The organism is Rhizobium sp. BK176 (assembly GCF_024808055.1).
Genome location: NZ_JANUBV010000001.1, coordinates 1,354,289 through 1,367,889, shown reverse-complemented (window position 1 = coordinate 1,367,889; position 13,601 = coordinate 1,354,289). Strand labels below are relative to the sequence as shown.

The window sequence follows — 13,601 nt, the reverse complement described above, 5'->3', positions numbered from 1 at the left end:
GAAAGACGTGGAGGGAAGTTCCTGTGAGTATAGTGCGCAAGATCGTGGAAGCACTGAGGAACACGAAACCCTGGAAAATCCTCGCTTTCGCCTGCGCGTTGTCGGCGGTCTCGGTGACCGCGGGAAGCCTGAGCCTGACCTCGATCCTGCTCGCTCCCGGCCCCGAAGCCGTCAAGTCGGAACCGGTCAAGGAACCCAAGACGGTGGACTTCACCGAGTTCCTGAAATTGCTCGACGCCAACACCTTCAAGAAGGTCGAATTCTCGACGACCAGGCTCGTCGCCGAGGACGCCAAGGGCGACACGTTCATCCTGAACCACGACAGGCGCTTCTCCGGCGAAACCTTCCCGCAGCAGCTGGCCCGCAAGGGAATTCAGGTCACGTTCCCGGACCTCAACACCACGACGGTCGGCGATTACGTGCTGATGGCCGTCCAGATCGGCATTCAGGTCCTCCTTCTCATGGTGTTCGTGTCGATCGGTGCCTTCATGCTGATGAACGCGCGGCGCTTCATCAATCCGAGCTGGCCAGCGGTCGCAAAAAACGTCGGCGTCCGTTTTTCGGATGTCGCAGGTCAGGAAGAGAGCAAGTTCGAACTCGAGGAAATCAGGACCTTCCTGCGCAATCCCGAAGCCTACGAAAAGTCGGGTGCAAAGGCACCGCGCGGGGTACTGCTCGTCGGCCCTCCCGGCACCGGAAAGACGCTGCTCGCAGAGGCTCTGGCCGGTGAGGCGGGGGTATCATACATCTACACGACAGGCAGCGAGTTCTCGAACATGTTCGTCGGCACCGGCCGCGACCGAGTCGAGAAGCTCTTCAAGAAGGCGCGGAAGATGGCCCCGTGCATCATCTTCATTGACGAGATCGACAGCCTTGCCCGCGCCCGCGGTGCCTCCGGTTCCGACGTCTCCCGCGAACAGGACACGACCCTCAACCAGCTTCTCACCGAGATGAACGGCTTCGGCAAGCGTTCGGGCGTGATCGTCGTCGGCGCGACCAACCGCATAGACGTCCTCGATCCCGCGATCCTGCGTCCAGGCCGTTTCGACCGCCATGTCTACATGGGCCTGCCGAACCTCGGCGACCGCCGCAAAATCCTCGACGTCCACATCAAGGGCAAGCAGATCGCCAAGGACGTCGACCTCGACGTGGTTGCACGGGGCGCGCCGGGCTTTTCCGGTGCCGAGATCGAGAACATCGTCAACGAAGCGGCGGCGTTCGCGGCCCGCGACGGTCGCGTCGAGCTGACCCAGTCAGACTTCTCCGAGGCCCGCGACAAGGTGTTCATGGGTGCCAAGCGCAGCACGGCCATCCTCGACGACTTCGAAAAGAAGCTGACGGCCTACCACGAAGCGGGTCACGCCGTCGTCGCCACGCTGACGAAGGGAACCGATCCGGTGCATCAGGCAACGATCATTCCGCGCGCCCAGTCGCTCGGCCACGTCATGCAGTTGCCGGAGAAGGAATGGAAGGCCATTCCGATGTCGCGCCTGCTCGCCCGTCTCGATGTCATGGTCGCAGGCCGCATGGCCGAGGAGAAGATTTTCGGCGCGTCCGAAATCACCACAGGTGCCGCATCCGACATCGAGGAAGCGACGAAGACGGCGACCGCCATGGTCACGGTCTACGGCATGAGCGAGCGGATCGGCATGCGCAAGGTCATCCAGACAGAGCGCGGCTTCGGAGAGGTCGCCGAAACGGAGATCGACCGCCTCATCTGCGAAGCATGCGACCGCGCCCGGCGGCTGCTTGACGAACGCGGTGCCGCGCTGGAAGCTGTGGCACAAGCCTTGCTGGACCGCGAGACCCTGACGGGACCGGAGATCAAGGTACTCGTCGAGGCATAGAGGGAACAAGCGCCATGGACCGCATCAATACACTCCACAAGGACGTCACAAAAGCGCTCGAGGGTTTCAATGTGGATGTTTCCATGTCGCGTGGACCGGACCAGGACTACCTGGATGTCAGGGCCTACTTCCAGGCCGATCCGGTCCACGACTTCGAATGCACGTGGTCGCTGGACGGCCTGTCCTGGAGCGAGCCTTCCGTTCTCGCGGCCGCCAAGGACGGTGCCTACGGCGATGTCGAAGGCATCGAGACGCCGGTCGCGGCGCAGCGGTTCTTCGACGCCGTGGGCCAGCGCGTCGTCGGCTACGGCCGCCTCTCTTCATCGGAGATGGCGCTTCTGTCGGTCCTGACCGACCAGGAGTTCGACTTCAACGACGTGTCGGGCGGGAAGCTGCGGGAAGCGATCGAGGTCCTGCATCGCGAGCTGGCGTTTAGAACGCCGGCGCGCCTCGTCGAGTCGATTCACGATTCCAGACGGACGAACGAATACAGGGCCGCCGAAGCAGCCCTCTAAACAAGAAGCCCATTCCAGGAAGCCCGCTCTTTCAGGCGGCGAGCGATGGCGCGGCGCTCGCCGGAACCGTATTTCGCTCGTCTTCGACAGACTCCCTGAAGCCTTCCGGATCGACGGCGTTCAGATGAACCAGGTCGGCCGCACGGTCGGCAAGGCGGACAAGACGTTCCAGCGGCTCGCCGAGCCTTGCAATGAGGGCCTTGTCCTTGCGGCGGTCGGCGAGGCCGCGCATCGCCACAGGCAGGTAGGACAGCGGGTTGGTGTAGTCGGCAGGCAGTCCGGAAGAAGCAACCGACGACGCGAACTGGGCGGCGTCGCGCAGCGCGCCGTGATCGAGACCAGGATCGTTTTCGAGCGATGCGCGCTCGAGGACAGCGCCGATGTCGGCGAGTGTCTCGATGACCCTGCCCCTATTGAAGGCGCGGCCCATCTCGATCATCTTGGGACGCATGCGGTCCATCAGGGCCTCGTAGGTGGCGGAGGCGATGACTGTCGCGACATTGCGGGTATCGACCGGCTTGTCGGCGAGAGACACGGAGCGTGTCGTTTCGTCCGAAAGGATCGCGAGCTGGCCGGCGGTGCCGACCGCCGCGACGTGTTTGTAGATCGCCGAGCTGAAGGAATTGGAGAGGAAATCGAGGCTGAGGTTCTTCTCGCCGCAGGCGATGATGTCTTCCCTGATCAGGGCGTTGATCTTCGCGACGGCCCTGTCCAGGTTTGTTTTGACGTTGTCCTGCATTGTTCCTCCGAATGCGGAACGGCAAGTTCCGCTCAAGTAATATTCGAATAAATACTCGATTAATACTTGGAACGCAAATCTATTTTCGTTTACATCTTCGGAACTATTGTTTTCGATGCCTTCAAAGGCGGAGCAGCCGACATGTCCGGGACAAAGTCGGCGACAAGACCGATCAGGTCGTCGAAGCTTGTCCTCAACCGCGCGAGGTCGTCGCCGGAGGGATAGGGATTGCCCTTGTAGAGTTCCTCCGGGTAGAAGCGCGCGTCGGCCCAGGCGACCAGATAGGTCGAGGACGACGACGTTTCCTTGAGCGTTTCCGTGACCACGGCCTCGAAGGCACGCGCGAAGAGCTCGTTCGGCCGCGCCCAGTATCCGCCGCTGCCGCTGATCTTGGCGGCCTCCGTATAGAATTGGTTCGGTTCGTCGCCGAAGTCGTGGAATTCCGAGCGGGACAGGGCGAAGTCGCGTGTCGCCTCCCACTGCTTGAGGCCCTTCTCCTGACCGCTTTTGCCCTTCACGAGCTTTTTGACGTGCGCGGCGTTGGGTTTCACTCCGGCTTCCTCGGCCTTTGCGAGGTAGGAATCTATCGACTTCTCCCATGAAGCAACACTCTGCTGGAAGCCTGCGATGTTCTTCTCGGCTTCCGCTAGCGCCTCTTGCCTCGTTTTCGGACGGAAATAGAGAGACCTGAGGACTCCCTGAGCGGCTGTCGCGAGCGCTTCTCCGCGATGGGCCAGAACCCCACGGCAGTTGTGGATACGGGTGCGCCAGCCGGTGAGGCTCGGTATTTCGAGCGCCGCCTTGGAGCCGTCGCCGAGCATGTGGTCGAGGGCATGGCCCCATTCATGCGCCAGAGCGCCAGCGCCGCTTAGTCTTGTCAGATTGACCACCCGTTGGCCGGGTTCGTAGTGCGCGGAATGCGCGCCGCCAAGACCGCGCGCGCCGAAGGCGATGGCGAGCGTGCCATCGAGAGAGAGCTGGCCCGGCGTGAAGCCGATGGCCTCGGCGAGGTCCATAAGGGCATCGTATCCGTGGTTGAGAACGAGCTGTCTCTCGTCGTCAGGCAACCAATCCCCGAACTGTACGCCTCTGAAGCCGAAGACGTCGAGGAAGGTCTGCGGGGAGACATCCTCCCCTCCGCGCCTGTCCGAGAGACCGACACGCTCGACGCGATCAAGGTGCGGACGATCAGGGGTCTTCTTGGTTCCGGTCCTGGTCGCGGCCCTGGCCTCTTCCCAGTTGTTCTTCAACCAGTCGAGAGCCTCTTGCTCGGAAGAAAAGCCCTTTCCGACGATCCACTTGCCCTTGACGACGATGAAATCGTCGCGGCTGCTGCCGTGTTTCTTGACCACATGTCCCCTGCGCCATGGCGGAACGTCACCAGGAAAACCTTGGTTCAGAAGGGCGGCGATCTTTGTCTTGTCGTCGAGCGGGCAATAGAGCGGGTTGTGCCGACCACGCCTGATGACGTCGAAACGGTCTCGCCCTTCAGCGGAATGATACTGCCTGTCCGAGCGACGGGCGATGGTCTCGTCGAGGACGCGTTGAGCGCCCATCACCTCGTCGAGCGTCTTGCAACCTTCGAGATACGCGCCGACGGCCGAAAGGGTCTCGTAGTACCAGACGAGCGTGGTGGAGTGCTCGCGGCGGCGCGACACAGCAGGGGCCTTGGCGATCCTGTCGCGGATCACCTTGATCTGGGCGGCGGCTTCGGGCGACATCCCCGCTTCCACGAGCGCGGCGTAATCGGGTTTCGGCCAGACGTTGTCCTTCTGGATGTGCTCGACGCGCTCGACGTCGGTCATCTCGTCGACATCGGCCTTCGCCATGCGCTCGCGCGCCCAGTCCTTCCTTGCTCCGCCGATCTTCTCGCCGGCGTCGTCGATCTTGCGCTTGCGCTCTTCCTCCATGACGTCCGTCCTTAGAATTTGAAGCCGCCGATCTGCAGTCCGGTCGTCGCGGCCGGCATCTCGAGCTTGCCGCCTTCTTCGGTCGGCCAGGCATAGGCATAGGTCCCCATGAAGTCGTTGAACACCACGACATCGACGCCCTTCGCCCTGTGGAACGCCACGTCGCCGGTCCTGTATCCGGTCAGCGCGTTACGCCCCTCGAAGGGAGGCAGCATTCCGGCGAGATCGAAGCCGGCTTCCTCGAGCTTCTCCGAGAAGTGCGCTTCCTCCGTTCCGGACTGTGCGCAGATCATCGTGACGCGGTCGTCCGGAAAGTTGCCGAGCATGTCGCGCATGAACATGTCGAACAGGTAACGGACCTGGGTTTTCATGTAATTCGGATGTTCGCGGACCTCGTGCCAGCCTTCCACCACCTGGTCCAGACCGAAGCGCTTGTGGGTCGGACCGGCCGGATTGCCGATGGCGCTGATCTTCGCCATGACCGCCATGAAATCGAGCCCGTCTGACAGTTCACCGCTGTCGACGTTGTACATGTGGTGTTCCAGGAGTTCGAAACGGTCCGTGGAATCTCCGTAAACGGTGGCCATCTCCCGGATGTCCATAAGGTGGTCGTCCGCAAGCCTGCTTTCCTTGCACTTGTCCATCTGCTTGCTGAGGGTTTCGGCGAACGAAGCGAGAATTCGACCGTCCGCAGTCGCGCGCACCGCCATCTTGCGGAATTCGTCGAGCGCGATCGGTTCCTCGAACCCCTCGAGAGAGACCGTCTTGTCTTCGGTATTCAGGACGTACTTCCTGACGACGCCAAGTTCCGTCGGCGCGACGATGGAATAGACGCCCTCGCCGTGGTCTGCGGCGGCGATCAACTGGCAACGGCGGTTGAAGTCGGCCTCCGTGAGCACGCTGACGTCGCCGCCGTCGTTGGTGGCCTGCCAGCGGCCACCAACGATCGGGTTGACGTAGGCGAGAGAAGCCAGAGTGCAGTGAGGGGCGAACCTGAACTTGCGATCGTCGATCGGCATGAGTAACTCCGTTTGCCGCTCGGCGGCCGTTTCCTATCAATACCATCGGGCGGGACAATGCAACGAGCAAGAGGAGGACGCCACCGGGATGGCATCGCGCGGTCTTGCGGGAAAATCCAATGGCGTCTATATTTATCCAGGGTTCGAAGGAGGACCCGTCGATGGCAACTGAGACCTCGAAGGCCTCGAAATTGAAGAGCCGGATCGCATCCGCCACCTCGCTGCTACCGAGCGCCGACAGTGTCGCGAAGGCGATGAAGCGCGCGACCGGCCGTATGCCATTCATGGACGACGTCCTGGCGATGTATTACTGCGCGGCCGATAAAAAGACCCCGTCGAAAGTCAGGATCGGGATCGGTGCCACCCTTCTCTACCTCGTGTTGCCGCTCGACGTCATACCCGACTTCCTGGCGGTGATCGGCTATACCGACGACGTCACCGCGCTGATGGTCGTCCTCAAGCTCGTCTCGTCGCACGTGACCGACGACCACAGACAGAAAGCCGCCGCCTCGCTGGCTTCCTTACGGGGAGAGCCTGCCGGCAACGCTCCGCAGGCGGTGTCCGCATGAGCTGGAAGCTGTTTATCGACGACGACTGCGACGGCGCGCGCAACCCCGCGATTTCCGTCGAGGACGGCGGCTGGCGGCGACGCATGAACCTGCCATCATCGGTTCCGGAGACGGCGTATCTGGGAGACTGGGTGCTTGCCCGTAGCGCCGACGAGGCGATCGCGATCGTGGAAGAACTCGGCATGCCGTCGTTCATTTCCTTCGACCACGACCTCGGAGACGGAAAGGACGCCATCGCGGTCGCGCACTGGCTGATCGAGCGCGACATGGACGGCGCTCCCTTCCCTGCTGACTTCGCTTTCGAAGTCCACTCCGGAAACCCCATCGGCCGCGCCAACATCCGCGGACTCATCGACAACTACCTAGAATTCAAAGCCAGGAACGCAGCGCCCGGCAACGGCCCATGAGATATCTCCGCAAGGCATTCGCAGACGCCCTCTCCTCCAAGGTTCCCGGAGCACCGGAAACCTTTTCGACCGAATGGCCATCCAGACCGGGTTGGACAAGCGCCAACCTCGACATCCACGAGGTCTACTACGAATTCGACGAACCGGTTTTCTTCTCCGTCAACGCCGGCCCTATGCTCCTTCTCCTGCAGAAAGCAGCGGAGCGCGGCGGCAACCTGATGTTCGGCCCGATGGTCGCACCGGAGGTCGCAGAGGCGATGATGGAGAACCGGATTTCGGTACGGGCCGCCATGATGGCAGGACCGATCCACGTGCTTGAGATGGACGGCCTGCGGGTGGTCCGCCATTGGCACGTGCCGCAGGCGAGCGTTCCGTCCTCCTGGTGGCCGACGACCGGAACATGCCTGTCCTCTTACGGGAAGATCGCGACCGACACGCCGTCGTTCGCCCACGGGCGGACCGGCCTGCGTCTCGTGGAAGGAAAAGCCGCGCCGGGCGACGGTGCTCTCGAAATCCGCGGCGATGGGTTCGATCTGCGGATCGCACCTGGCGCGTCCGGGTGCCAATCCCTATGGGGTTTCATGGCTGGTCTGCTCCCCGGCGTCCGCAAGGTGAGACATCTCAATCGCGGGAGCGATTACGACGTCATGCGCGAAGAGGTCAGCGTCCAGACGTCCCGGCCGATTCAGGAGGGCGATGTCCTGACGGTCTATGTCGAGCCTGACGGCAGGGGATGGGCTCGCCTCAGGGACGAGTTCAACGACGGCCGCTTCGAAACACTTTAGCCGTCCGTGTCTGCCGTCGACGGCGCGGCTATCCCACCGATCGAAAGCCCACGTTCGGCGCTAAGGAGGCCGGCCGACGCCATCTCCTCGCGGTCGGGCAACGCCTCCAGCGAACTGATGTTGAAGTGCAACAGGAAGTGTTCAGTGGTCAGGAACGTCATCGGATTGCCAGGGGAGGCCCTGCGCGGTCCGAGACGAACAAATCCCGCGTAGATCAGCACTTCCAGCGTGCCAGGCGACAGCGACACCCCCCTGACCCGTTCGATCTCGCTGCGCGTGACAGGCTGGAACAGGGCGATGACGGCCAGTGTCTCGTAACCGGCCCTCGACATCTTCAGCAGCCTGTTGGCGAACGCGCGCGAGAGATCGGAGCATTCTGGCCGTGTCCGCGCCGCCCAGCGGCCGTTGGCGACCTCGACGATCGAGATGCCCCGCTCCTCGTAGTCGTCGTTGAGCTCGTCCACGATCCTTCTGATGTCGGGGCTGTAACCGAGCCGCGCGGCGATCTCCGGTTCGCCGACGGGAGCCGACGAGGAAAGGATCAGGGTCTCGATGAGGGTCTTGTCGGACAGAAGGGACGAAGGATCGATCATGCGCGCTTCCTCTTTCGAACCATGACCGGGTCGACGCCAGAAGCCTGCTCGACCTCGGCGTGGCCGTCGCGCGCCATCTCGAGCGACGCGATCAGGTTCGACGCGATGTTGGAACGCAGCCGGATTCCCTCGGCGTAGGGTACAAGACGCAGCAGCTCGATCCAGTCCGCGGGCATTCTTTCGGCAAGGTAGGTGAGAGCCGCGTCGACCGACGCGAGATCGAACGGCTTGAGGTCGGGAGCGACGTCGGTGACGGCATCCACCCTTTTGACGACGGGGTAGCTCGAAAGGAAGGCGTGGAAATCGGATGTCAGGGTGTTCCCCCTGACGGCCTGCTCGGACGCGCCGGACGGGCCGAACCAGTCCCTTCCAAGGACAAGGCCGGCGGGAAGTTTCTCAGCCAATGTCCTGACGGCGTTCAGGCGCTTGAGATGGAAGGCGAGGACATCGTCGTCCTCGATGGCACGCTCGCGCTCCCTGGGACGGCGCAGCAACAGGCGTGACTTGAGGTAGGCCAGCCATGCGGCCATGACCAGCCAGTCGGCGGCAAGCTCGATGCGCAGCGACAGCGCCCGGCCGATGACGGCGTCGAACTGGGCGACGAGGTTGAGGATATCGATTTTCGACAGGTCGACCTTCTGTGCCTTGGCGAGATCGAGCAAAGCCTCGATCGGGCCTTCCCAGGTCTCGAAGCGCAGGACGAAAACGTCGTCTGGCGACTGCTGCGTGTCTTCCGAAAAATCCATGTCACCCCCTGAAACCGAAAAGGGGGAAGCCAAAGCCTCCCCCTCGCCATCGCGGACGCGTCCGTCCGACTAGAAGTGGTATGCGACGCCGAGGCTGGTGCGCCACTCGCCATCACCCGGGAGGCCCTTCTCGCCCTGCCAGTCGATGTAGTCCACCTGGCCGCGAACCGTGACATTGTCCTTCACGAAAGTTTCGACACCGACGCCGTATTTGTAGCCCCAGTCGCGGGCCGAAGACGGACCGTTGTCGAACTTGGCACCTTCGAGTCCGAGGACACCGTAGGCGAGGACCTTGTCGGTGGCCTTGTAACCGAGGCGGGCAGCGCCGGAGTAGTAGTACTTCTTCTCGACGTCGTTGCCGTCGGCCTTGCTGAGACCGCCGCCGAGTTCGCCGCCGATGTACCACTTGCCCATCTCGACACCGTAGCCGGCCGTGATGCCGCCGTCGAAGCCCTTGACGTCGTCGGCCTTGGAATAGCCGAGTTCACCGCCAACGTATGCGCCACCGAAGTCCGCAGCATGGACGTTCAACGCGCCGACGACGGCGAATACCGAAGCGAGAAGCAGTTTCTTCATGAATTGGACCCTTTCGTGGGATAAATGGAAGACATGACGATCATGTATTGAAAAGTCTGGGACCAATACTTCAGCAAGTCAATCACCAAATTGAAGACTCTATACTTGCCTCTAGCGAACGACGACGAAGTCTTCGGGCCACCATGACCAGCGGTCGGCGAGCAGGGAGCGCACCAGTTCGCGAGCGGAATCGAGGAACTCGTCACCCCAGTAGACGGCGTCTTCCGATCTGGCCCAGAGCGCGGGAACGAGGACATCCCGGTTGGGCATCCTGATCGAGACGTCCTGGAGCGCGTTCCAGTCGGCGACGGCGATCCTGAACGCCTCGACGTCACGGTCGGCCGCAAGCCGCAGGAGAGACGCCTCGAGCGCCGATATGTCCTTGAACCATTTCGAAGGCTGACGGATCACCGTTTCGAGGAAGGCCTCCGCGTCTGGCGAGCCGCTGCCGACCGCGAAATCAACGAAAGCCTTCGGGTTGACGCCTTTCCAGCGGGCGACGGAAACGGCGAAGCCGAACGGCATGTTGACGTCCGGTGCCTCGGCATCCGCGAGCGGGTGAAGCGCCGGGCCGCCGGGATCGGCGACCGCGGCGTTGCGGATCGCGTCGACGAGGCCCGTCGCGAGGTCCATGACCGAGACCGCCGCCTCGAGGACGGCGTAATCGCGCGCTACCAGTTCGAGGTCTGTCGCCGCCATCGTCCGCGAAAAACGATCGATCCAGGCCCCGGAGCCTGAGACCGCCAGAAGGCCGTCCCAAGCGGCTTCGCGGCAATCGTGATCGACGCGGCGGCAAAGCTCGTAGCTGGCGGGGATCGCGGTCGGCCACCGACACAGGGTGCCGTCGGCCAGGGCGTTGACGGCCGGAAGGAAAAGGTCCCACTGGCCAAGCGGCACCGGACGCTGGCCGCCTGTCCTTGAGAGTGCAAGCTTCAGCGTCGGTGCCGCCACTCTCAGGCCTCGCCCTGTGCGTCCATGCCGGCCAGACCGGAATCCGGACCGACATAGCGGGCATCTGTGTTCTGCGAATAGATTTCGCTGAAGAGCACGCCCATCGGGATTTCGATGACTTCCAGGCCGTGGACGGAAACGAAGCGTTCCTCGCCGTCGTCCTCGGTCTCGACCTGGAAGAACGGCGGCAGGTCGCGGCCGTTCAGAGCCGCGTCAAGGAGGGTGGCGAACGGGCGATCACCCTCGCCGTCTTCGCCGCCGTCCGGATGCAGACCCACAACCTCAGGACGCGCGCTTCCCTCGAAGACCATCGTGGCCGCGTAGGCACGCTCGCGGGAGCTGAACTGCGCATAGGAGGCTCCCACGACGAAGGCCACTTCCGAGATGGCGTTCTTCTTGATGATGACCTGCTGGCAATCGGAGTAGAAGCAGATGTAGCCGTCGGCATCCTTCGCGGAGACAAGCGCGTTCTTCACCTTGTCCATTTCCATGGAAGACAGGCGGTAACGGCGTTCGTTGGCCGAGCGCAGGTCCACGATCATGATCCAGTCGCGCAGGTCCGGATCGAGGCCAGCCGAGCGGATCGCCATCTTGTTGGCGGGTTCGAAGAAGAGCTCCTGAACTTCGGCCTCAGTGTCGAGGGCATCGGAGAGCGTCAGGATTTCGGAGATGGACGGAAACATCTCCGTCAGGGAGACATCCATCGCCTGGCACATCGCGTCGGCGTGGTCGTAGTGAACGGGGACGATGCCATGCTCGACCATGTGGATGGTGACGATGTCTATGCCCGTCGATTCCGCCAACATCGAGCTATCGTATTCGCTGATTTCCTTCATGGCGGTCAGTTTGGTCATCGGGGTCTCCGTTTCATTTCACCTCCAATGGTCAGTTGGATGAACAGGGTCGTCAATCGGGGTCTTGCGAAACCGGCGACTTTTTCACCCTTCGATCCGGGCAGGCGGGAAGGCGGGGCGCGCAACGCAGGCTGAGGCCATGAGCAGGGCGGCGCACAGCGCGGCAGCGCCCGAAATGACCGACTCCCCGACGTGCGTCCCCGCGCTGCCGTCTGTCAGCGTCGCACGATGGAGGATCGCGCCGCCGCCCGTGCTCAGGTCAAGCGTGGCTTCGGGAAACCACAGCGAGAAAATCCGGTAAGCCGCGCCGATGTCGGCCGTCAGCGCGGGGACCGAGAAGGCGCTGTGGACGCCGTGGTAGCCAAGGTCCATGGCCCTTGCCATCGTGAAGCCGTTGACCGGATGGTTGGGGTCTATGGGTGACGCCTGCCAGCGCACCATCGGATAGTCGCATCCGAGATGCAGCCAGACCAGCGCGTCGAGAACGCGGACGTCTTCGTCGCTGTCGCGCAGCCTCTGTACGATGCCGAGTATGCTGCGGTCGCCGTAGTCCATGATTGTCATCGATTTGCCACCACTTTGAATGTCGGTTCAGGTTGGGTGATCCAGCGCGAGGCTGTTTCCTGATATAACCGTTCCGGGTTTACGGTAGGATGTACACGACCGGATTCGTCCAGGAACGTGATGCCGGCCAGCTGCGAAGCCTTCACGCCCGCCGGGTTCGAGGAAAGGAGAATCGGAGTCTGGCCATACATATAATCCTGCTTTGCGAGCTTCGACAGGTCGACAATCCAGGTGGTGACGTCCTTGTGGTCGGCAAGCCGTTCCTGCTCCGCCCGCATCTCCAGTTTGACGTCCTCCTGGCTGGCGTGCGTAAGGCCAGCTCGACGCTCGACGAGATAATCCGCGATTTCACGTTCGAGTTTCTCGTCTCCGACCTTCAGAGCCTTGGCTCTCGCGATGTCATCGTGGAAGCACATATGGCAGTCGAAGCAAACGACAATAAGGCGCTGCAAAACCTGCAACCCTACCGGAATATCGGGATCGGGGCGGGAGAAACTCCACACTTCGTGGCACTCGACAGTACCGACCTTGTTCGGCTTGTCGGGCTCGAGCTTGCGAACGAGATTGCCGCTTTGCTTGCCGCAGAGGATGCAGCGCCGACCGGTCATGGAATAGTTGACGTTGCGGATATGGTCCCAGCTCAAGCTGTCCATGAACGAGTGGATATTCTGGCGGTGGGCCGTGGCGCGTATCGTCGAGAACGACAGTTTCGGCGGGTTCGCCCGGAAGGAATGCGGCAGCAGCGAATTGAAGCGCGCGAGGGGTTCTCCGACGTTGACGAAGAAACGGCTGGCACCCTTGATGCTCATGTCCTGCTTCGCTCCAAGGGCGACGGCCTGGGACTGCATGGAGAAGGGGATGGGCAACCAGATTCGTCCGGCCGCGTTGTCGGCTGCGCCGGACTGTCGGGCGATCTTGCCGGCTTTCGACCAGGCGTCGACGCAAACGACCAGCTCGCGAGCGGCTTCGACGATCGCCTTGGCGTCTTTCTTCCTCACCAAGCCCGCGATCTTGGCGGCGACGACCGCGAGCTTTGCCGAGATTTCCCGCGGCGGGTGGTCGAGGTCCGCGATTTCACCATGCATCCGCTTCAGACGGCCGGAAACCGCGGCCATCGCCTTGCGCGACTGCTCGGCCGTCCGACCCGTCGCGATCAGCTTGCGCACCTCGTCCTCGAACCCGTTGGCCTTTTCCGCCAGTTTCGACGCCTTGCCCTTGAAGAGAACCGCCCACAGCTTACGCACCAGCACGAGTTCTTTCATTATCGGAGGAAACAACGCCGCCGACGCGAGCGCGCGCGTATCATTGAGTTCTTTCTTTTTCGCCTTCAGAACGCCCGCAATCTCGTCGCGACGCCTTGTGAATTCGCGCTCTTTTACGACAGCATGCGCAGACAACACACTGATATCGCTACGCAATTGATCAACGGTATTCATTCGGTAATGTTCCGTCACCTTTGAGGCATCGAATTGGCCAAATTATTTGACACCGGAGTGCTTGACCGCGATGGCGAGTTCTAACCATCA

The 13,601-nt window shown here is 62.3% G+C and carries 15 protein-coding genes; 5 read left to right on the top strand and 10 right to left on the bottom strand.

Going from position 1 to position 13,601, the window contains the following annotated elements; all coding sequences use genetic code 11:
- Nucleotides 1-23: 23 nt before the first annotated feature.
- Both FHT76_RS07495 and FHT76_RS07490 read left to right on the top strand, forming a co-directional pair.
- Complete coding sequence (locus FHT76_RS07495; protein ID WP_259185170.1) at nt 24-1,847, top strand: ATP-dependent metallopeptidase FtsH/Yme1/Tma family protein; 1,824 nt, start codon at nt 24-26, stop codon at nt 1,845-1,847.
- A 14-nt stretch (nt 1,848-1,861) separates the two neighbouring features.
- Nucleotides 1,862-2,362, top strand: coding sequence for a hypothetical protein (locus tag FHT76_RS07490; RefSeq protein WP_259185169.1), 501 nt, complete (start codon nt 1,862-1,864; stop codon nt 2,360-2,362).
- Between the two features lie 31 nt (nt 2,363-2,393).
- Here the strand turns inward: FHT76_RS07490 and FHT76_RS07485 are convergent, their stop codons facing one another.
- The 3 genes from FHT76_RS07485 to FHT76_RS07475 form a co-directional block, all read right to left on the bottom strand.
- Nucleotides 2,394-3,101 (bottom strand): hypothetical protein, encoded by a 708-nt coding sequence (locus FHT76_RS07485; RefSeq protein WP_259185168.1) that lies wholly within the window; start codon nt 3,099-3,101, stop codon nt 2,394-2,396.
- A gap of 89 nt (nt 3,102-3,190) precedes the next feature.
- Complete coding sequence (locus FHT76_RS07480; protein ID WP_259185167.1) at nt 3,191-5,011, bottom strand: LPD1 domain-containing protein; 1,821 nt, start codon at nt 5,009-5,011, stop codon at nt 3,191-3,193.
- An 11-nt stretch (nt 5,012-5,022) separates the two neighbouring features.
- Complete coding sequence (locus FHT76_RS07475; RefSeq protein WP_259185166.1) at nt 5,023-6,030, bottom strand: hypothetical protein; 1,008 nt, start codon at nt 6,028-6,030, stop codon at nt 5,023-5,025.
- A 119-nt stretch (nt 6,031-6,149) separates the two neighbouring features.
- On the opposite strand from FHT76_RS07475, the gene FHT76_RS07470 reads away from it, so the two are divergent.
- From FHT76_RS07470 to FHT76_RS07460, 3 genes are read left to right on the top strand one after another with little or no spacing between them, the layout of a single operon-like run.
- Nucleotides 6,150-6,599 carry a YkvA family protein gene (locus FHT76_RS07470; RefSeq protein WP_259185165.1) on the top strand — a complete coding sequence of 150 codons (450 nt, stop codon included), beginning with the start codon at nt 6,150-6,152 and terminating at the stop codon, nt 6,597-6,599.
- Nucleotides 6,596-7,006 carry a cyclic-phosphate processing receiver domain-containing protein gene (locus FHT76_RS07465; protein WP_259185163.1) on the top strand — a complete coding sequence of 137 codons (411 nt, stop codon included), beginning with the start codon at nt 6,596-6,598 and terminating at the stop codon, nt 7,004-7,006. Before FHT76_RS07470 ends, FHT76_RS07465 begins: the two co-directional genes overlap by 4 nt.
- Complete coding sequence (locus FHT76_RS07460) at nt 7,003-7,791, top strand: hypothetical protein (RefSeq protein ID WP_259185162.1); 789 nt, start codon at nt 7,003-7,005, stop codon at nt 7,789-7,791. The genes FHT76_RS07465 and FHT76_RS07460 overlap by 4 nt, the downstream gene beginning before the upstream one ends.
- Here FHT76_RS07460 and FHT76_RS07455 read toward each other — a convergent pair.
- From FHT76_RS07455 to FHT76_RS07425, 7 genes are all read right to left on the bottom strand, one after another.
- The gene (locus FHT76_RS07455) at nt 7,788-8,384 is read right to left on the bottom strand and encodes an SMC-Scp complex subunit ScpB (protein ID WP_259185161.1); all 597 of its coding nucleotides are present in this window, start codon (nt 8,382-8,384) and stop codon (nt 7,788-7,790) included. The genes FHT76_RS07460 and FHT76_RS07455 overlap by 4 nt on opposite strands.
- On the bottom strand, nt 8,381-9,130 hold the full coding sequence (locus FHT76_RS07450) for a ScpA family protein (protein ID WP_259185160.1): 750 nt from the start codon (nt 9,128-9,130) through the stop codon (nt 8,381-8,383). The genes FHT76_RS07455 and FHT76_RS07450 overlap by 4 nt, the downstream gene beginning before the upstream one ends.
- A gap of 69 nt (nt 9,131-9,199) precedes the next feature.
- A complete protein-coding gene (locus FHT76_RS07445; RefSeq protein WP_259185159.1) occupies nt 9,200-9,706 on the bottom strand; it encodes an outer membrane protein in 507 nt (168 codons plus the stop codon).
- Nucleotides 9,707-9,817: 111 nt separating this feature from the next.
- On the bottom strand, nt 9,818-10,657 hold the full coding sequence (locus FHT76_RS07440; protein WP_259185158.1) for a hypothetical protein: 840 nt from the start codon (nt 10,655-10,657) through the stop codon (nt 9,818-9,820).
- A gap of 2 nt (nt 10,658-10,659) precedes the next feature.
- Nucleotides 10,660-11,511 carry a hypothetical protein gene (locus tag FHT76_RS07435; RefSeq protein ID WP_259185157.1) on the bottom strand — a complete coding sequence of 284 codons (852 nt, stop codon included), beginning with the start codon at nt 11,509-11,511 and terminating at the stop codon, nt 10,660-10,662.
- An 84-nt stretch (nt 11,512-11,595) separates the two neighbouring features.
- The gene (locus FHT76_RS07430) at nt 11,596-12,075 is read right to left on the bottom strand and encodes a hypothetical protein (RefSeq protein ID WP_259185156.1); all 480 of its coding nucleotides are present in this window, start codon (nt 12,073-12,075) and stop codon (nt 11,596-11,598) included.
- Nucleotides 12,072-13,511 (bottom strand): hypothetical protein, encoded by a 1,440-nt coding sequence (locus FHT76_RS07425; RefSeq protein ID WP_259185155.1) that lies wholly within the window; start codon nt 13,509-13,511, stop codon nt 12,072-12,074. Before FHT76_RS07425 ends, FHT76_RS07430 begins: the two co-directional genes overlap by 4 nt.
- Between the last annotated feature and the right edge of the window lie 90 nt (nt 13,512-13,601).